This is a genomic window from Maledivibacter halophilus, assembly GCF_900167445.1.
In the GTDB taxonomy this organism is placed as follows: domain Bacteria; phylum Bacillota; class Clostridia; order Peptostreptococcales; family Caminicellaceae; genus Maledivibacter; species Maledivibacter halophilus.
The window spans coordinates 1-18,979 of the sequence record NZ_FUZT01000019.1 but is presented as its reverse complement, the minus strand read 5'-3'; the positions used below and the strand labels follow the sequence as shown (position 1 = coordinate 18,979).

Annotated in this window: 15 protein-coding genes and 1 pseudogene; 8 read left to right on the top strand and 8 right to left on the bottom strand. The window is 31.4% G+C overall.

Translation table 11 applies throughout. The annotated features are described in order from the left end of the window. Nucleotides 1-557: 557 nt before the first annotated feature. The 3 genes from brnQ to B5X81_RS24130 all read right to left on the bottom strand — a co-directional run bounded on the left by brnQ (nt 558) and on the right by B5X81_RS24130 (nt 5,523). Nucleotides 558-1,871, bottom strand: a complete 1,314-nt coding sequence (brnQ, locus tag B5X81_RS24140) for a branched-chain amino acid transport system II carrier protein (RefSeq protein ID WP_079495596.1) — start codon at nt 1,869-1,871, stop codon at nt 558-560. Nucleotides 1,872-2,161: 290 nt separating this feature from the next. Beyond that, nucleotides 2,162-3,502 (bottom strand): sigma-54-dependent transcriptional regulator, encoded by a 1,341-nt coding sequence (locus B5X81_RS24135; protein ID WP_079495595.1) that lies wholly within the window; start codon nt 3,500-3,502, stop codon nt 2,162-2,164. Further along, on the bottom strand, nt 3,502-5,523 hold the full coding sequence (locus B5X81_RS24130; protein WP_079495594.1) for a transporter substrate-binding domain-containing protein: 2,022 nt from the start codon (nt 5,521-5,523) through the stop codon (nt 3,502-3,504). Before B5X81_RS24130 ends, B5X81_RS24135 begins: the two co-directional genes overlap by 1 nt. A 624-nt stretch (nt 5,524-6,147) precedes the next feature. On the opposite strand from B5X81_RS24130, the gene B5X81_RS24125 reads away from it, so the two are divergent. Continuing rightward, nucleotides 6,148-6,687, top strand: coding sequence for an RNA polymerase sigma factor (locus B5X81_RS24125; protein WP_079495593.1), 540 nt, complete (start codon nt 6,148-6,150; stop codon nt 6,685-6,687). After that, nucleotides 6,674-7,873 (top strand): hypothetical protein, encoded by a 1,200-nt coding sequence (locus B5X81_RS24120; protein ID WP_079495592.1) that lies wholly within the window; start codon nt 6,674-6,676, stop codon nt 7,871-7,873. Before B5X81_RS24125 ends, B5X81_RS24120 begins: the two co-directional genes overlap by 14 nt. 207 nt (nt 7,874-8,080) lie before the next feature. On the opposite strand, the gene B5X81_RS24115 is transcribed toward B5X81_RS24120, so the two are convergent. Continuing rightward, nucleotides 8,081-9,058 (bottom strand): GNAT family N-acetyltransferase, encoded by a 978-nt coding sequence (locus tag B5X81_RS24115; RefSeq protein ID WP_079495591.1) that lies wholly within the window; start codon nt 9,056-9,058, stop codon nt 8,081-8,083. 440 nt (nt 9,059-9,498) lie between these two features. Here B5X81_RS24115 and B5X81_RS28865 point away from each other — a divergent pair. The 5 genes and pseudogenes from B5X81_RS28865 to B5X81_RS24100 all read left to right on the top strand — a co-directional run. Next, nucleotides 9,499-9,750, top strand: a pseudogene (locus B5X81_RS28865) (DUF6431 domain-containing protein); the annotation flags it as partial. 135 nt (nt 9,751-9,885) lie between these two features. Continuing rightward, nucleotides 9,886-10,068: a hypothetical protein gene (locus B5X81_RS27960; protein ID WP_139380460.1), complete on the top strand. Its 183-nt coding sequence runs from the start codon at nt 9,886-9,888 to the stop codon at nt 10,066-10,068. A gap of 211 nt (nt 10,069-10,279) precedes the next feature. Then, complete coding sequence (locus B5X81_RS24110; protein ID WP_079495590.1) at nt 10,280-11,539, top strand: DDE-type integrase/transposase/recombinase; 1,260 nt, start codon at nt 10,280-10,282, stop codon at nt 11,537-11,539. An 18-nt stretch (nt 11,540-11,557) separates the two neighbouring features. Continuing rightward, nucleotides 11,558-12,364: an ExeA family protein gene (locus B5X81_RS24105; RefSeq protein ID WP_079495589.1), complete on the top strand. Its 807-nt coding sequence runs from the start codon at nt 11,558-11,560 to the stop codon at nt 12,362-12,364. 21 nt (nt 12,365-12,385) lie between these two features. After that, nucleotides 12,386-12,607 (top strand): DUF5348 domain-containing protein, encoded by a 222-nt coding sequence (locus tag B5X81_RS24100; RefSeq protein ID WP_079495588.1) that lies wholly within the window; start codon nt 12,386-12,388, stop codon nt 12,605-12,607. A gap of 161 nt (nt 12,608-12,768) precedes the next feature. On the opposite strand, the gene abc-f is transcribed toward B5X81_RS24100, so the two are convergent. Both abc-f and B5X81_RS24090 read right to left on the bottom strand, forming a co-directional pair. Then, nucleotides 12,769-14,496: a ribosomal protection-like ABC-F family protein gene (gene abc-f / locus B5X81_RS24095; protein WP_079495587.1), complete on the bottom strand. Its 1,728-nt coding sequence runs from the start codon at nt 14,494-14,496 to the stop codon at nt 12,769-12,771. Between the two features lie 618 nt (nt 14,497-15,114). Beyond that, nucleotides 15,115-15,699, bottom strand: coding sequence for a TetR/AcrR family transcriptional regulator (locus tag B5X81_RS24090; protein ID WP_079495586.1), 585 nt, complete (start codon nt 15,697-15,699; stop codon nt 15,115-15,117). Nucleotides 15,700-15,924: 225 nt separating this feature from the next. On the opposite strand from B5X81_RS24090, the gene B5X81_RS24085 reads away from it, so the two are divergent. Beyond that, nucleotides 15,925-17,310, top strand: a complete 1,386-nt coding sequence (locus B5X81_RS24085) for an NAD(P)H-dependent oxidoreductase (RefSeq protein WP_079495585.1) — start codon at nt 15,925-15,927, stop codon at nt 17,308-17,310. A gap of 282 nt (nt 17,311-17,592) precedes the next feature. Here B5X81_RS24085 and B5X81_RS27955 read toward each other — a convergent pair whose 3' ends face one another. Both B5X81_RS27955 and B5X81_RS24080 read right to left on the bottom strand, forming a co-directional pair. Then, entirely contained in the window at nt 17,593-17,778 is a 186-nt protein-coding gene (locus tag B5X81_RS27955) for an MFS transporter (RefSeq protein WP_139380459.1), read from the bottom strand. Between the two features lie 174 nt (nt 17,779-17,952). After that, nucleotides 17,953-18,660, bottom strand: a complete 708-nt coding sequence (locus B5X81_RS24080; protein WP_079495584.1) for a B3/B4 domain-containing protein — start codon at nt 18,658-18,660, stop codon at nt 17,953-17,955. Nucleotides 18,661-18,979: the final 319 nt, after the last annotated feature.

Here is an 18,979-nt window from a genome sequence, read left to right as displayed (position 1 = left end):
GATCGTTGCAATAGCCTTTGCTATGCAACAATAACGATTGGATTAAGCATAAGCTTTCAAGCCTCCTTTTACATGATCTTATAAATTATAATATCATACTTATATTACCATAAATTATCCATAGCTACCATATCAGGCTATTTCCTAAATAATTTTCCCATACTCAGAAGTTAAATTTAAATTAAGAACGTTAATATCTCGTATTTGGACATCGCCTGTTTTTCTATGAGCTGTAATCCTCCCCTAGTTTTCTTTGATTCATTTATTATAAATATTATTATATACTATTTCAGTATACTAATTGAGGAAATCGCATAATTACCTTCAGCAAAAACTATCTACTATTAATCTACTGTCTTTAATATTATATTCAATATAAGTCTTCACACTATTCATTAGGCCTTTATTATTATCAAAAAATTCTCTAGTATTAGTATCTTTATAAAATGATTTAAGCCCTTTTATAAAAGATTCTATTTCTTCATTATTCTTAAAAATATAATTTCTATACTTTTCATCAGCCCCATATAAAATAAGTGCTTCAAATTGTGACTGTACTAATAGTTTTCCAATACTTTTCCTTGTCCTTTCATATCTTTCTTATCTGGGATAAGGCTTGCTAAAGCTGCCATAGTAACTGTTGGAATCACCCACCCAAAGCCCATTGCTGCAAAAGGAAGTCTTGCCATACAATCATTCAAAAATCCTACTTGCACATTCATGGCAGAAAGTGCATCGAAAGAACTTATAATAAGTGCACCAGTTACAGCACCTTTGTAGATGTTCTTGTTCTTAATAAGTGAATCGCATAAGCCAAGCAAGATTAAAATAATGGCAACTGGATAAACCAGTACAAGCAATGGTACAGCTAACTTAACAATTTGTTCAACACCAATTACTGCCATAATAGTACTGAATAATACCGTTCCTGTAACAATGAGTCTATAACTAATACGTCCACCTGATAAATCTGAAAAATAGTTTCCTACAACAGCTGTCAAACCGATGGATGTCGTTAAACATGCAGCTGAAACAACAACACACATGCCAATTTTACCCATGCTTCCAAGAACATTATTAGTGATCTTTACAATTAGTTCTGATTTTGATATATTAGCTGCAAAAACACCACTTGATGTTGCACCTAGATACAGGAGCCCTCCGTAGATAAACAGTAAACCTGCTCCCGCAATAAGTCCTGCTTTAATCGTCATGTTGATTTGTTCTTTCTTATCGGTATACCCCTTTTCAAGAAGTGAAACCAGTACAATTCCAGCCATTACAATTGATCCTAAGGCATCCATAGTTTGATATCCATTTGTGAATCCCTTTGAAAAGGGCATGGAAATAACTGTTTTAGTGGGTATACCGATAGGAATTAAAATTCCTTTAACAATAATCGTAGTCGTTACAATCAAGAGAATAGGTGTTAAAATCTTACCAATTTTATCTATAATTCCTGATGGATTAATAACAAAAAATAAGGTAATTGAAAAATAAGTGACAGAAACCAATAAAGGATGTACAGAACCGAACAATGGTTTAATACCGATCTCATAAACTGTTGCTCCAGTACGTGGAATTGCAAGCAATGGTCCAATTGCCAGTATTATGATAGAGCCCAATATTTTTGAAAATATCGGTCCTACGTGATCGGATAAATTGTTGATTGTACCGCCTACCTTTGAAACAGCAATGACCCCCAGCACTGGTAATCCAATACCAGTTAAAATAAAACCAAACAAGCTGAATAACCATTCGTCACCAGCCATCATACCGATAGATGGTGGGAAAATAAGGTTGCCTGCACCAAAAAACATTGCAAATAATGCCGCACCAATAATAATGATATCTCTTGTTTTTGTATTCATTGTAAAACCTCCCATTAATTTCATACATAACTTATCATGAATATATAATATCGCAAGAAAAGTGCCAAATTTTAGAATATTAATGGAATTTTAACACAAACAAAGAATCATGAGGATTTAGGCAACTCAAATCTAATTGAATGATAAGAACTGGCATCAACTCCCACGAAAAAAGAGGAAATCTATTTCCCATGTTTGGAAAATGTTTTCCTCTTTTGGTATATCCTCATTATTCACGATAGCCACTAGATATCTTCCCAATCCAATCCTTTCTATGAATTATTCAAGATTTATTCTTTGTTTTTAAGATTATATTCCTTTACCTTATTGGTAAGTTGTCGTCTAGTAATACCAAGGATGCCTGCTGAAATTCCCATTCTATTATTGTTTTCATTCAATACTTTTTGAATATATTCTTTTTCACTCATCTGCCTAATCTCTTTAAGGGTTTTAGGTGCTGCTTTAGCATCAAAAAATCGAGCTGGTAAATCCTCTGGCTTAATTATGTCACCATCACTAAAGACAACAAGTCTGTCCACTATATTTTTAAGTTCTCGAATGTTCCCAGGAAAATCATAATTTTTCAATATTTCAATGACATCTTCAGAAACTTTACAAGTAGGAACTCCCATTTCCTTTGACGAACGCTCTATAAAATCCATAACCAAGTCTTGTATATCTTCAGGTCTTTTTCTAAGAGGTGGTATTTCTAAAACAATACTACTTATCCGATAGTAAAAATCCTCACGAAATTCACCAGAGTCAATAAGGGGCTGTAGATTCTTATTGGTTGCTGTAATCAACCGAAAATCAACATCGATGCTTGCATTGGATCCCATACGTTCAATTTTTTTAAGATCCAATACCCTTAAGAGCTTAATCTGCGCAGATAGGGGAGTATCTGCAATTTCATCAAGAAACAGAGTACCTTCATGTGCTAATTCAAAGCGTCCGATTCGATTCGTATCAGCCCCAGTAAAAGCTCCTTTACAATGACCAAAAAGTTCGGACTCAAGGATGTTTTCTTGCAGAGCATGGCAATTGACTGCAACGAAGCTTTTATCATAGCGTTTACTTTCGTGGTGAATATACCTAGCAAAAACTTCTTTTCCAACACCAGACTCTCCAAGTAGCAGAATATTCACATTGCTTCGAGCAGCTTTCTTGGCCATTTCTAATGCCTTGATAAAGGCTTTGTTTTTGGAAAATGGAATGAGAATCTGTTGTTCACTTTCACCAGATTGTGTCGATTTACGTTTTTTAGACTGGTAAAGACTTAAAACCTCCGATACCAGTTCCTCTGGGTCGTTACCTTTGACAAAATAAGAATCTGCCCCTTTTTTCATGGCTTCAACGGCATTGTCAATGGTTGCGTAGGCAGTCATTAAAATAACACAAGTTTCAGGTATTTTTATATTAATTTTTTCTAAAAGCTCAATGCCATTCATACCATCCATCATCAGATCAGTTAAAACTAGATCATATTGTTTTAATTTAAGCTTAAAGAGAGCTTCTTCGGCACTAGATGCGGTTTGAATACTAAAGCCTTCCAATCCAAGAATCTTTTTTAAAATAACGGTGTATTCAATTTCGTCATCGACAATCAAAATCTTATAATCTTGAGGTTTCATTATTCAACCTCCTTCAAAGGTAATTTGTCATGTCTTGGAATAATAAGGGCAAAAGTAGTCCCTACTCCCAAAATACTATCTACATCAATAACGCCCTTCATTTTTTGCACTTCATTATATGTTATATATAAGCCGAGACCTGTTCCTGATCCTGGCTCTTTAGTTGTAAAAAATGGATTAAATATGTTTTTTAGGATATCTTCATCAATTCCCTTCCCGGTATCCGAAACCTGGATAATCATCTCCTTGGAATCAGCCATTACGTGAATATCTAAATCGCCACCTTCGCCCATGGCATCAATAGCGTTATTAATCAAATTGATCATGACATGCTTTAAGGACTCGGAGTTAATAGTAAAAACCAAATCTTTAGGACATTGCAGTCCAAAGGATATTTTATGGTTTTCAAATAATTTTTTACTTAAGTCATAAATATTGCTGATTAGATTATAAATATTGGTTTGGGAAACTTTGTTATCTGTCATCCTGGAGAAATTCAATAAATTATCAATAATTCGATTTGCTCTGTCAACAGAGGATTCAATAACTGCCATGGATTCATCTTTATCGTCCTGTGATTTACTACGTTTCATAAAGTAGCAATTATTTCGAATAATACCAAGCGGCGTCCGCATCTCGTGAGCAATACCGGCTGCCAGTTGACCGACTGCTGCCATCTTGGTTGATTGTAACATACTCTGTTCAGTAAGCTTAAAATCTGTAATATCCTCCATCACAACCAAAATCCGTTTTTTCATTTGAGGGAGCTGATCCAAAATGTAGGTACTGACCTTATAAATCCGATTCTTATGTTTAATTTCTTTAATTACTGTGCGGTTTTCATTGAAAGTCTCTTTTATAGGGCATGTTTCACATATCGAACCGAGAATTCCATTAATATCCTTACAATGGGCATTTTTAAGCATATCGGCTGTAAGATTGTATTTCTCACAAAAGGTTTTGTTGGCATCTTTTACATAGCATTCATCATCAATTACAGTCATCAAATGGGTTAAACCATTAAACACTGTTTCAAGCTCATTATTAGACAGTCTAAGTTCGTTTGTTTGTCGTTTAACTTCTTTCTTTAACTGAATGTTCCAAGAGTATAGGGCAGTACCAAGTACAAAAATTAAGGAGAAAATATACTTTGTAATTAATGTAATTTTTCTACTTCTATTGTTTTTAGTAATTAAGGGCGAAATACCAAACCACTTCTGATAAATCAGTTCCATGGTTTTCTTCTTTTTTAAATTCCTAATAGCTTTATTTAAAATCTTTAAAAGTTTGGAATTATCTTTATGTACACCAAGTACAGCTTCTCGTTCGTATAAATAGTCATCAAGAATGGAATATTCGTTTTTTAACTGTGCCTTGGTTATAAAATAGTTCATAACTGACTCGTCACCAAGGACTGCATCAATACGTTCATCAGTCAAGAGTTTAATAGCTTCCTGTAAATCTGACGTTTCAATACCTGTAACATTATCAAACTCCTTATCAATATGTTCAAAGATATAGTCAACTTTGCTACCTGCAATGGTTTTACCTTCTAAATCTTCAACCGTTGTAATAAGGTTATCTGATTTTCGCACCAATATAGCTCCCCGCTGGTAATAGATAGGATTCGAAAATAGAAACTTCTTAGAACGCTCCTCAGATTTGTACATGTCACACAAATCGGTTTCACCATTGCTCAATAAATCAAGGGCATCATTCCAAATCAAAGGTTTAAATTCAATGGCTATTCCTAATTCGATGGATAGGGCCCGTAGATAATCGATAACCAAGCCCTCATATTGTTGGGATCCTTCATTTACGTACCGCAATGGGGGAGAGTTATAATCGGCACCATAAATTAAGGTATTGTGGTCATTTAAATAAGTAATTTCATCCTTTGATAAGGTCGTATCAGAAGACAAATAATCAATCAAGTTCATATCATATTCAAGTTTTGTAAAACTGTTGGCAAATAAAATAACCAGCACAATTGAAATCAAAAACAAAAGCTTTTTTATCATGAAATCACCTTTCGCAACTTTATAAAGCCATTATACATTAAACTAAAAGGTACAGAAGTGTTATTTTTACGGCCTATCCCATGATAAAGTACTCCTTAATAATGTACTCTTGGTTTTTTTGCCATTTTCTCTCACCTCTACATTATTATATCATAAAGTTTAATAATTAGACTGACTCCTCTTATCACACTTTATTTTGTATTAATTAAACATTATTTCTTTCAAGCTCCTAATGTCCTATATTACTCATATTAATTTTACTATTAAAAGAATTAATATAGATATTCCAGTAAAATAGTTAATTTATACACATCAAAAATCCTTAGAAACGCTGTGTATTTTGATATGCATAAATTAAGTTTTTCAGGCTGTTTATATACATTGCATTCTGGAAAGAAAACATATTTTGCATTTTGTTTTTTACTTTTAGAAAAGATTTTTTGGTAGTTTGCAAAACCTGACCCAGATCTTCATTATAGGTCTAAAGAGCTTAGATATATAACCTTGATTATAAAGATTTTTTTATGGGACAAAAAAATGAACCTTTTATTATACAATGACAATATATAAGTGAAGAGCTATTTAAAAAGGAGGCTTTAGCTATGCTGAAAGGAGAGAGGTTACTTGGACATTGCAGATTTAAGCAATCTTGTTGAGTTGCATGGTAAAGCTATTTACGGATTTTGCCATAAGCTTGTAAAAAACAAGAACGATACAGATGACTTATATCAAGAAACATTTCTCAAAGCAATGGAAATATGTCATAAAATTGATAGAGATAATAATCCTAAAGGATTTCTTATTTCCATTGCAATAGGTATATGGAAAAACAAGCGTCGTAAATATGCTAGACGGCAAAGAATAGCGCCAATACAGGAATTTAACGAGGATGTGAATTATGAATACATATTCAAGGATAAATCAACTTTAGAGGATATGGTTATATCCAATGAACTCCGTGTTATGATACAAACTGCAGCAGATAAGTTGAGCAATAAATTAAGAATACCTTTGTATATGTACTATACTGCAGAAATGTCCATTCAAGAGATAGCATCGGCATTAAAGATTCCACAAGGGACTGTGAAAAGTAGGCTTTACAAGGCTCGAAAAGCCTTGAAAAATATTTTGGAGGTGGAGGTTAGTAAATATGAAAAATTCTAATCAGTTTGAACGATTGTTAAAGCAAGCCTTTTCTCCAACAGTTGAGCCCAATGAAGATTTAAATCAAAAAATTATAAGCCAATTAAAGGAGAATGATATTATGAAACCAGCCTATAGAAAAAGAATATCAGGTGTATTAGTTGCTGCTACACTTATCTTTACAATGTCAATAGGGGCATTTGCAACCTGGCATTTTCTTAGCCCAAAACAAGTTGCCGATAACTTTGAAGATAAAACACTTGCCCATGCATTTGATGACGAAAATGCAATTGAAATAAACGAATCAGTTGTTTCCGGGGGATATAGTTTTACTTTGCTTGGAATCGTATCAGGCGAAGGGTTAAGCGACTTTAGACACTCAGCAGAGGATATACATCCAAATAGAACATACGCCGTAGTCTCAATAGCAAAGGAAGATGGTAGTAAAATGCCGGATACTCAGGATGAAGAGTATGGTCAAGTTCCGTTTTTTATCTCTCCTTTAATAAAGGGACAAAAGCCATGGCAAGTGAACATAGCATCTATGAATGGTGCATACAGTGAGTGTGTAATTGATGGGATTATGTACAGATTGATTGAATGCGACGGGGTTGAAATATTTGCCGACAGAGGACTTTACCTTTGCATAAGTACAAGCAATTTCTATGATATAAATGCTTTTAATTATAATGAAGAAACTGGTGAAATTACCCTTAATACTGATTACAATGGTGCCAATGCTCTTTTCAACTTACCTTTAGACATAACAAAAGCTAACCAGGACAAAGCCGAAAAATATCTGCAAGAATTATTAAAAGAAGATGAAGCAGATTTTGCAGATAGTGAAGAACTGGATATCTTTTGGGCTAAATTAGAAGATGAAATTAAAAATGGTAAGGGCATTGTAATACCTGAATCCGTAAAAGAAGTTACTTACGATGAATATGGCATGGCATGTTATGAATATAAAGATGAAGATGGAAGTTGTTATGAAATTTCATTTGACGTAGACGGTCTATTTGAAGAAGGAGAGACAGGCGTATCTGAAATTCAAAGTATAAATGAATCAAGAGATGGCGAAGGAAATAAAGAAGTGACCGTTGTTCAATTCACAAGAGATGCACAGGGTGTAATTACTGGTATGGTTATAGAATTGAAGGTAGACCAGATTGACCCGTTAATCTTAGACAAAATATTAGAAAATTAGCTATAGATAAACAAAACTAACATTTGAAAAAATTTTCAAAGAAGATAATGAACGCTTCTACATTTTTATATGATATTACTTCACATAGAAGATGAAAGCCCTGAATAATAGTTTTCTCTAAAATCATAGGACAGGTACATTGATTAGATATAAATTGATATACTTGACCCTATGATTTTTTTAAACAGGATTGGGAGTATTTAAGTATTATTGACTCGTAATTTCATAATAATCCACTGTAGATATCTCCTTAAAACCACAAGAACTGTAAAGATTAAGGGCATTAGAGTTTTCAGTAGCTACTTGAAGCATAATTTCCATCGCATTTTCTTCTTTTAACTTTTCTATAGCCATTATTAGAATTTCTCTTCCAAACCCTTTCCCACGATGCTCAGGTAATACTCCTAGACCATAAATACCACCAATTCTAGAAATCAATTGAATATGTACTTTTCCAATTATTTTTTCATCTTTTTGTGCAAGATAGATGGTCATCCCTCTCTTTTCTTCCTCTTCCGGTAATATCATGTCTTTATTTGGTATGTTTACTTCTGTTTCTGTTGATATGATATCTGAATCACCATCTTTCAAATTACTTTTAGAATCCTTATTATTAAAGTAAATTATATTTTGTCTAGCAATCTCGTAAGCATCTTCATTAGTAGCTTTTCTCAAAGTGATTCCACATTCTTGTCTTTGAAAGGATTCTAAATTGTTTTCTTTGAGATACATCTCATATTCTGAATATTTGTACTGTGCTCCAGATTCTTTAATAAATGCTTGTCCAGAGCTTGACTTTCTATCACATAATAGAAGCATACTTTTTAAATTTCTTCTCTTCCACTCTGAAATTACAAGTTCGCTTAACATCCTAAAAACCCCTTGTCCTCTGTATGCAGGATGAACCATTCCATTTACTTCTATGGGTGATCCTAATACTCCGAAGCCACAAATTCCAATATATCCAATAATCTCTTGTCCATCATAATACATAAATTCATTTAACTTCTGAATACAAGAGATTTTATCATTTTTAGAAATAGCTCCAAGTTTATAATCAAGCTCAAGTTTTAAAGTAGTTTGATCGTTACGTATGCATTGCTCTTGAAGCTTATTAATTAAATTATAGTCCTCTTGTTCGATAGTCTCCTTAATTTTAATCCAAGGCTTTTGTATTTTTTTCATGAAAGTCCTCCTCACATTAATAACCAAAATTCACATTATTATTTTGGTTACTAAATTCGATTTTCTTTTAAAAAAGCATTTATTTATAATACTGTTCACCATAATTAACTAAATACATTATTTTTTTGTTTCACCTATATTAATTAAATATATAACGATCAGAGAAATAGAAGAGATTATAAACCTATCTTCTCTATTCCTCTCTTTGCCTTAGAATTTAATTGTTAGACGGCACATTATTCTACTCTAAATCTTATCAAAAACTTCAAATTAAATAATCTTAGAAGATTAAATCAGATTAAACAATCTGATTTAGAGTTATTCAGATTATTTAATCTAATATAAGATATATTATCAGATGAAATGGTAATAATGAAAATAGGGAAAAGCCCCTAACAAAAGACTTTTCCCTAATAAAACTTGAAACAAGAAATTTAACTATGATTATAGCCAAATTTATAAAAAATATAACTGAATATAATAAATTAGGGAAAGCCAATATATTTCCATGTAAGTATGGTTGTACTAAATGTGGATACATGGGAAGATTACATCGTCATGGGTTTTATACTCGTAATGTGATTACAAGATCTAGTAGCTATCGCATTTATATCCTTCGGATAAAGTGTCCTTCCTGCGGTAAAACACACTCTCTTCTGCCTAGTTTTCTAATTCCATATTATCAATACTCCTTTGATGCAATATTCTTATGTCTATACTATAGCTATGTATTAGAATACTCATATAACAAGATTGTAAGTAGATTTAAAGAGCTGAATACACAAAGCTATTTTAGCATTTCAAATATTTATTCCTTTAGAAAGCGTATGAGTAAAGTGACTCCCGTAACAAACTCCTTTTTCGCTCATTTTGATGAATACTATTATGATATGCATAATCCTGAAGCTAAAAGGATTATAGAAAAAATTAAAACTTTCATTGATTCCAATGAAGATTTTAACAAAAGCTATTTTATCAAAATGCCTAAGCCATTCTTTTCTAAACCTTAAGAAACAAATTCTTAGGTGAGCCACGCCCTTTTTTTGTTTTTCAGCGTAGTTTCACAGTTTTTTAGGGTATTAAGTCACTTTTCAAAATCAGGTTTCAAGGTCTAAATTCAAAAAAATCATCCATATTTAAATCCCACATAACTTTTGAGGGATATGTCTTGGTCTCCATGTCTAAAATCCATACTAAATCTAGAACAAGGAGGTTTTTTCGATGGAGAAAAATTTAGGACAGGCTATTGCTCTTTTCAGATATTCCTTGATAGCTCCCCTGCTAACAAATACCTATACTCAAAAATCCCAGATAGAATATTTGAAAGAAATCAGCGCAAAGAAATATGATACCCCGCAGGGAATGAAAAGAGAGTATGCTCCTGAAACTATAAAGGAATGGCTTCGCCTTTATAGGAAACATGGTATAGATGGACTATATCCAAAAACCAGAAGCGACAAAGGAGTACTTAGAAAACTATCTCCTGCAGCTAAAGAGTTTATAGTATTAAGTAAACAAAATTCTCCAAAACGTAGTGCAAAATCAATCCATAGTGAACTAATTGCAAAGGGATATATATCCTTCGGTGAGATATCCCTTTCGACAATTCAAAGGTTTTTATCAAAAGCAGATTTAACACCCAAAAAGCTTATCCCAGTGGAAAGAAAAGCCTTTGAATTTGAATATCCTAATGACTGCTGGCAATCTGATATTTCAGTAGGCCCCTATCTGTATATTGAAGGTAAAAAGCATAAAACCTATATAGTAGCTATATTAGATGATGCCAGTAGATTAATAGTTCACGCTGAAGCTTTTTACCATGAAAAACTCATAGCTCTACACACAGTATTAAAAAAGGCGGTAGCCAAAAGGGGTATACCGAAGAAGCTATTTGTTGATAACGGTAAAGTATATAAAAGTGGCCAAATGCAGTTAATATGCGCAGGCATAGGAACAATCCTTTGCTACGCAAGACCCTATTCTCCTGAGTCCAAGGGGAAAATTGAGAGATGGTTTAGAACCCTCCACGATCAGTGGATGAACATTATTGATTGGACTAAACTAAAATCCCTCCGGGAACTTAATGAATCCCTATATAACTACGTAGAGAAATACAATAATGAAGTTCATTCATCTATAAAAGAAAGCCCTATAGGTAAATTTATGAGTAATGTAGATAAGGTAAGATTTATTCCTGATAAACAGGAACTTGACTATTTATTTTACTATAGAGTATCCCGTAAAGTTAAGAATGATTCTACCATATCCATAGACAAAATTATATTTGAGGTTCCCATGAAGTTTATAGGAGATAAAATAAATATTCGCTATCTGCCAGGCAACTTAGATAAAGCCTTTATATTCTCTGATGAAGGTAAGCTTCTAGAAACCATCTATCCTGTAAACAAAATAGATAATTCTAAGATGAGAAGAAATCAAAATATTAAAGCCCTTGATTTTTCCTCATTTTCTGCAAATTAAAAATTGGAGGTGCTTATTTTGTATAAAGCTTTTTATGGTCTAACCAAAGATCCTTTTCCAAAGGATATTGATACTAAATATTTCTATAAATCTAAAGAATTTTCAGCTGCTTTAGATCGCCTTGAATTTCTAAAAAATTCAAAGGGCTTTGGTCTTATTGCAGGTGAACCTGGTGTAGGGAAATCTTCCCTTATTAGATACTTCATAGATTCTCTCAACCCTAACCTTTACAAAGTAGTTTATATACCTATATCTACACTAACAGTTATGGATTTTTACAGGGCTTTGGCTGAAGGCCTTGGGGTAACTCCTTCACACAAGAAAGTCAATATGTTCAGGCAAATTCAAGAAGCTATTTTTACATATCACAAGAGCAAAAACATTACGCCAGTTATTATCATAGATGAGGCACAGTTTCTGAAAAATTCAGTTCTCGATGATCTTAGACTAATATTCAATTTTGAGGTAGATTCTAGAGACTACTCTATCCTCATCTTAACAGCTCAGATTCCATTCATAACTCAAATTAGTAGACAGCCCCATGAAGCTCTAAGACAACGTATTGTGATAAATTATTGCATGAAGGGGCTTACAAAGGATGAAGTCAAAGAATATATCATCTTTGCTTTAAAGAATGCAGGATGCAGTGAACCTTTATTTACTGATAGTGCATATGAATTAATGTTTTCAAGCACCAACGGCTTTTTAAGGCCCCTAGGCAGACTTGCTAGAATGTGTCTAATTTCTGGTGCTAATCAGAAGCTAAAATCTATTGATAGTGAAATAGTTTATGAAGCACAAACTGAGATAAATATTACTGCTTAAAACATTTTTGGAGGTGAATATGTGTCAAAGGGAATTCTTGCTTACTGCCCCTTTACAGATATTTGGGTATTCCATAGTCAAAATGATACATCATATGAACTGCGCTGTGGATATCAATTATCTATAAAGTTTTTAAACAATTATCAGCCTTGTAGAATAGAAAAATCATATGATTGGTTCATTGTAATGAACAACTTTAGATTTATTCTTGATAAAGATTATATTTACGATGCTAAGTTCTAATTAAGCACTTAGCGTCTTTTTTTAAGATATAATAATTTGCTTTTTTTGACTATTCCTTTAGCATAAGATTATTTAATCTGACCTTTTTTAATCATTTTATTTGAAAATTAGGCTAAAATAATTTGACTTTTTGGGGGTGGAATAATTTGCTGTGTAACAATTTAATATTTTTTATTTCTAATCTCTTTTTTTGCAGCAATCAATGCTCTAAACTCTTCATCTAATTCCTTATATTTATCCATATCTGGAGTTAAACAACTAAGTTTTCCAACAACGCCTGCTATTTTATTTTCTAAAATCATTAATTGTTCGTCTATTGATTTTTTGACACTATTCTTTTTATTTCTTTCTTCCCTATTAATATATTCTTTAAATGAATACTCATATCTCTTAATTTTCTTGTTCTTAAATATCAAAACTTTATTACATATTCTCTCTAAAATATATCTATCATGGGATACCAAAATGATTGTTCCCATATAATTTTCTAAAGCTTCTTCTAACATTTCCCTGCTATGAACATCAAGATGGTTGGTAGGCTCATCAAGTATCAGAACATTATTTTCCATCATAATCATATAGGCCACCTTTAACCTTGTTCTTTCTCCAAGACTAAGGGTATTTACCTTTTTATGAATCATATCTTTTGAAAAACCCATATTAGCTAACAAAGTTTGTAGTATTCCTCTTATTTTATAATTTTCTATTCCAAAAGTTTCAAATACTGTCTTATTTCCATCAAGATTCATAACATCCTGACTTAAGTAAGCTACTTTTGCTGAAGAACTTAGATATAATTCTCCCTCATCCATATATATTTCCTTAAAAATAGCGTTTATCAAAGTAGTTTTACCACATCCATTTTTACCAAACAAGGCAATCTTTTCTCCTCTTTGAATATAGAATGAACTATCTTCAAATAACTTTTTATTTCCAAAGCTCTTTCCTATACTTTTCGCCTCAAGTATCCTATCTCCACATTTATCATCATCGTTATTAAAATTAAACTTAATCTGCTGCTCTTCTTTAGGCTTTTTAACACCTTCAACTTCTATTTTCCCAAGTCTTTTAATTTTTGACTTTACTTGCTTATCTTTCTTTTTGGCTTTAACTCTGTGGAATTCTTTAAAACCTTCTTTTTTAGTTGATTGTCTATGCCCTTTTTCAGACCATCCCTTCAGTCTCTTTATATCATTTTGTATCTTATCTTTATATTTCTCTTGCTCTTTATAGTGTTGTAGCTGACTCTCATATATTCTCTTCTTTTCATCACGATAAAAGGTATAGTTTCCTCTATAACAATGTGCTTCACCATCTTCAACTTCAATAATTCTATCAACACTTTGGTCCATAAAATAACGATCATGGGATATGACTAGTATGGTTCCTTTATATTTCTCAATCTCACTAATCAGCCATTGAACACCTTCATAATCCATATGATTTGTTGGTTCATCAAGAATAAGTAATTGTGGTTTTTCAGCCCATATTTTGGCGATGGCAAGTTTTGTTTTTTCTCCCCCACTAAGGTTACTTAATCGTCTATTATCCCAACCCTCTATTTTATTAACTCCTAACTCCTTTGTTGTCTGAAAAAACTCTCTTATTTCCTCTTGATCACCTTTAATCATATTTTGAAATTCCCTTTGAGTATAATAGGTAGATTGATGAAGATAGCCGATTTTTATATCCTTATTATGCCATAATATATTCCCTTTATCAGCTTTTATTGTATTCGTAATTATATGTGCTAAAGTCGTCTTTCCAGCTCCATTGTTCCCTACAATTCCTATTCTATCTCCTACCTCTACATCAAAACTTATATCTTTTAAAACAGTTTTATCTCCAAATTCTTTCTTTATATTCAAACATTGTAATAACAAACCCATAGTATCTCCTCCAATTATATTTAAGTTTTAAAAATTTGATTTAAACCTTTAGAGGTACACTATTATAGCTAAACGTTGAAATAAAAAGGACTGTAAGTTGAACTAGCTCAACCTACAGCCTACAATATTTTCATTCCAAAACCACATATTTTTCATTAATAAAACTAAGAGCCCTTAATGAGCCTTTATCTATTGAAATATAAGTAAATTTTGAGAAATTTAATGTAGTATATAATTTAAAATAAAAAGCATTTCAAAAATACTTTCAAAATAAGTTAAACACCGTTCTTAGCTATAATGTGTACTTATATATATTCACTTAAGGATAACTCTAACATTCTTATTATCCTCACTAGTAAATACATATCTTTCACACAATATTCAGTTAGAATTTTATCTAGCTAAAAACGTATTAATCATCTTACTCTCCTTATTATTAATTTCATTTTAATCTTATCAATGTACTAAAAATTTGTCAAGGATTACATATTAAAAACCTCCATTACTTATGGTACGGTTCTTCGCACTGTATTTATCAGCGTTTTTTATAGTTTTGCGATATATAAGTTATTGTTAACTACTCTTTGTCAAAGTAACTTATCACAGAATTTTACAATACTAAATGCTAGTTTTAATCATTCTCTCTACTAATGCTAAGTAATCTCCATTATACTCAATACTCTTTTTAACTATTAATATTGCTATTCCATGAATCATGCTCCACATTGTTAATGTCTTTTGCATATATAAGTCCTTATTCAAGTTTATTCCCATAAAATATCTTTCTGAACTATCTTTAAAAACTCCAAAAGCACCAGCTTTAGCATTTAAAAATTTATCATCTTCTATTTTTATTGGATATGGATTATCTGACAAAAACATAAACTTAAAATACTCTGGATTTTCCACCATAAACTTCACATATGCTTTTCCCATTTCAACAATTTGTAATTTAGGTTCATTAGAATATAGCTCAGTTACCTCTAGTAATACTATATAGAATTTTTTCCAAACCTCTCTAATTATTTCATCGATAAGTCCATCCTTATCTTTAAAATGTTTATAGGGCGCATTATGGCTTACCCCACACATACTTGCAACTTTTCTTAAGGAGAATCCTTCAATCCCCTCTTTATTTATCAGTAATAATCCATTATGTATAAGTTCTTGTTTTAGATCCCCATGATGATATTTTCTACCCACTGCTGCACGCCTCCCAAAACTTAGAATATATTTTAAATATCACTTGATGAAAATTATAACACAAAATGTTGACACTGTAAACTTAGTGTTGTATAATTAATTTAATGTTTACAGCGTCAACATAATTTGCAATATATGTCCTATAAGAAACCAACTATCTAATAAACGTCTTACTGGACCAAAAAAATGTCTTAAATAAAATAATAAATAATGGAGATGTTTTAAATGAAAATCATAGTTTTAAATGGAAGTCCTAAAGGTGATATCAGCGTTACTATGCAGTATATAAACTATATTCAAAAAAAATTTAAGCAGCATGAATTAAAAATAATTAACATTTCTCAAAGGATTAATCAAATAGAAAAGGATAAAGAAGCTTTTGAAAGTATAATTAGCGACGTTAAATCTGGTGATGGAGTTATATGGGCATTCCCTCTTTATGTATTTACTGTTCATTCAAATTATCAAAGGTTTATAGAATTAATTTTTGAAAGAGATGTTGAAGATGCTTTTCAAGGAAAATATACTTCAGTTCTTGCTACATCAATTCACTTTTTTGACCATACTGCAATAAATTACATAAATTCTATTTGTAATGATTTGAATATGAATTATGTAGATTATTTTTCACTACATATGTATGATTTAGAAAAAGAAGATATAAGAAAAAACCTACTGAAATTTGTTCAAAACTATTTTGATGCAATAGAAAATGAAGTAATTACTTTAAAAAACTATAGCCCAGTAAAATATTCTACAATATCATATATTCCTGAATTTACACATGATAAAATAGATGTTTTAAATAAAAAAATAGTCATTGTAGCTGATTCTTTAGAAAATATTAATTTAAAAAACATGATAGATAAATTTAGAAGTTCATTTTCCCAAAGCATAGAATTAGTCAATCTTCAAGATATAAATACGAAAGGAAGCTGCGTAGGCTGCTTAAAATGTGGTTATAACTATGAGTGTGTTTACACTAATAAAGATGATTTTATTAACTTTTATAATAGTAAATTAAAAACTGCGGATATAATAGTTTTTGCTGGCACTATTAAATACAGACATTTATCTTCTATATGGAAAAGATTTTTTGACAGAGGATTTTTTAATACTCACACTCCATCTCTTTCAGGTAAACAAATAGGATTTATAATATCTGGCCCTTTAAATCAAATGCCTAATTCAAGACAGATATTAGAATCCTATACTCAATGGCAAGGGTCCAATTTAGTTGGTTTTATAACTGACGAATATGATACCAGTATAGAAATCGATAAACAGTTACATGCTTTCGCATACAATCTTATTAAATTATCAACTGTAAATTACAGTAAGCCCACCACTTTTCTTGGCGTAGCAGGTATGAAGATATTTAGAGATGAAATATGGGGGAAGATAAGATTTCCGTTTATAGCTGATCACAAGGCTTATAAAGCACTTAATGTATATGATTTCCCACAAAAAAATTATAAATCTAGAATAATTAATTCTATATTAATACTAATGAGTAAATTTCCTCCTATTAGAAAAGAAATTTACTCAAATAAAATGAAATCTTCAATGATTGAACCCTTGAAGAAAATTGTAGAAGATGAAACTGTTTAGTTGTAATGTTAACCTATACTACATCTTCGTAGTTATTTATGTTTTCAAAAAAATATTTTCATGTATATTTATATTGTTTTGCGTTCTTGTGTTTTCCTCAAAGATATACTCTCCTTTGAGGATTTCTTTCAATTTTAGATACGGATAAATGTTGGCAATAATAATCCTGATCCTATACCTATACCAATAATAGCAATTCCAATAAAAATAATATTAACTGTAAACAACAGGATAGCAAACCCAATAAACATAGATATTACAGAGATAACAACCTTTAAATTCTTAAGTAGATTTGTTATATTCCTTAGTATTGATTGCTTTCTTCTCATATTTTTCTTGTTCTACTTTTGGTAATTCCTTTAAGAAAAGTACAACTAAAACAATCACTATTCCAGCTATCAAATAAACTGCAAAAGCATATCTCCAACTAATAGCTATGGAATTATTGATCTGAATGTCAAAAAACATTTATGAAGTTGTTCAAAATTCAAGATAAAATAGTTAAAAAAGCAAAAGATAATATTTGAAAACCGCAGTTACTGCGGTTTTTATTTAGCTGCGTATATTAAAAAACTTGACAAAAGCCAAGTCTTATTTATTAATGTATTTTTGACATGCAGTAAATACTCTATCTAACTCATTTTATTCAATTATTATTTCTTTATTATTAATATCTAGTATTTCAATTCTACTTCTTCCTCCAATATTTTCTGTTATCATATCCCTAAGTTCATATAAGGCTTTTTCAAATTCACTGTACCTACTATCATCAATTAACTCGATACATAAGAATGCATTTTTAGTATTTTCTGTAAGCATAGTCCTTGATGCTTCACGCCAGTTCCAGCACCTACATATGGCACCTGCATCATCCTTGTAAACTATCTCTCCTTCGTATGGAGGAGAATTTTCACTAGTTCCTAAGGGAACAAACTGTTCATCACCCTTAGCTTTAGTCAACCTCACAGTTCCAACAAAAGCATCTATGTCCTCACCTCCACAAGGCAAACCATATCTTAAAGAAATAGAATTATATATATCTACTAATGGATTTATCGTTCCTATTCCCTTTTTATTGTGGACTCTTTTTAATAAGGCTTCAATTGATGATCTAACACCTTTCTTAGTTTTGAATTCTTTAAAGGCTTCTCTCCACGCCTTAATTACTTTATTATTACTGAATTCTTCATCTTGTAAATGCTTTAGAGCATCTTCTTCTGCCTTCGATATCATTTCTTTATATTTTTCAACATCTTTTATAGAATTATCTATTTTTCGACTAATGGCAATACCTATTTTTGCTTTGGGAAACAACTCCCAAAATTGATCTTCGATTACAAATTTTTTCATAAAAATACCTCCTCGTATAATATGTTTAGAAACACTTTTATAAGTGTTCTAAGCATATTTTTTTATTTATTTCTATTACAATTTTTAATTGAGATATCCTAGTGCTAAAATAAGATTAAGAATAATTAGCGAAGGATAATTCTTTCCCTCCTTGCAAAACCATAAGGTTATTGCTTAAATAGCATGCTTCCTGACTTAGTTGTCATATTCTGCCTACTACAGATGCTGCATCTCTTTGATTAGACCAACAGCAAGGTTAGTTTTCAAAGATGAATGCTAATAGTGCGAGGTTGCAGTTAATAGCTAAGATTAGGATATC

Coding starts and splice junctions, on each gene's coding strand:
- B5X81_RS24120 (WP_079495592.1), top strand. CDS start 6,674: ATGAAAAATTCTAATCAGTTTGAACGATTGTTAAAGCAAGCCTTTTCT.
- B5X81_RS24080 (WP_079495584.1), bottom strand. CDS start 18,660: ATGAAAAAATTTGTAATCGAAGATCAATTTTGGGAGTTGTTTCCCAAA.
- abc-f (WP_079495587.1), bottom strand. CDS start 14,496: ATGGGTTTGTTATTACAATGTTTGAATATAAAGAAAGAATTTGGAGAT.
- B5X81_RS24115 (WP_079495591.1), bottom strand. CDS start 9,058: ATGAAAAAAATACAAAAGCCTTGGATTAAAATTAAGGAGACTATCGAA.
- B5X81_RS27955 (WP_139380459.1), bottom strand. CDS start 17,778: ATGTTTTTTGACATTCAGATCAATAATTCCATAGCTATTAGTTGGAGA.
- brnQ (WP_079495596.1), bottom strand. CDS start 1,871: ATGAATACAAAAACAAGAGATATCATTATTATTGGTGCGGCATTATTT.
- B5X81_RS24130 (WP_079495594.1), bottom strand. CDS start 5,523: ATGATAAAAAAGCTTTTGTTTTTGATTTCAATTGTGCTGGTTATTTTA.
- B5X81_RS27960 (WP_139380460.1), top strand. CDS start 9,886: ATGAGTAAAGTGACTCCCGTAACAAACTCCTTTTTCGCTCATTTTGAT.
- B5X81_RS24110 (WP_079495590.1), top strand. CDS start 10,280: ATGGAGAAAAATTTAGGACAGGCTATTGCTCTTTTCAGATATTCCTTG.
- B5X81_RS24085 (WP_079495585.1), top strand. CDS start 15,925: ATGAAAATCATAGTTTTAAATGGAAGTCCTAAAGGTGATATCAGCGTT.
- B5X81_RS24135 (WP_079495595.1), bottom strand. CDS start 3,502: ATGAAACCTCAAGATTATAAGATTTTGATTGTCGATGACGAAATTGAA.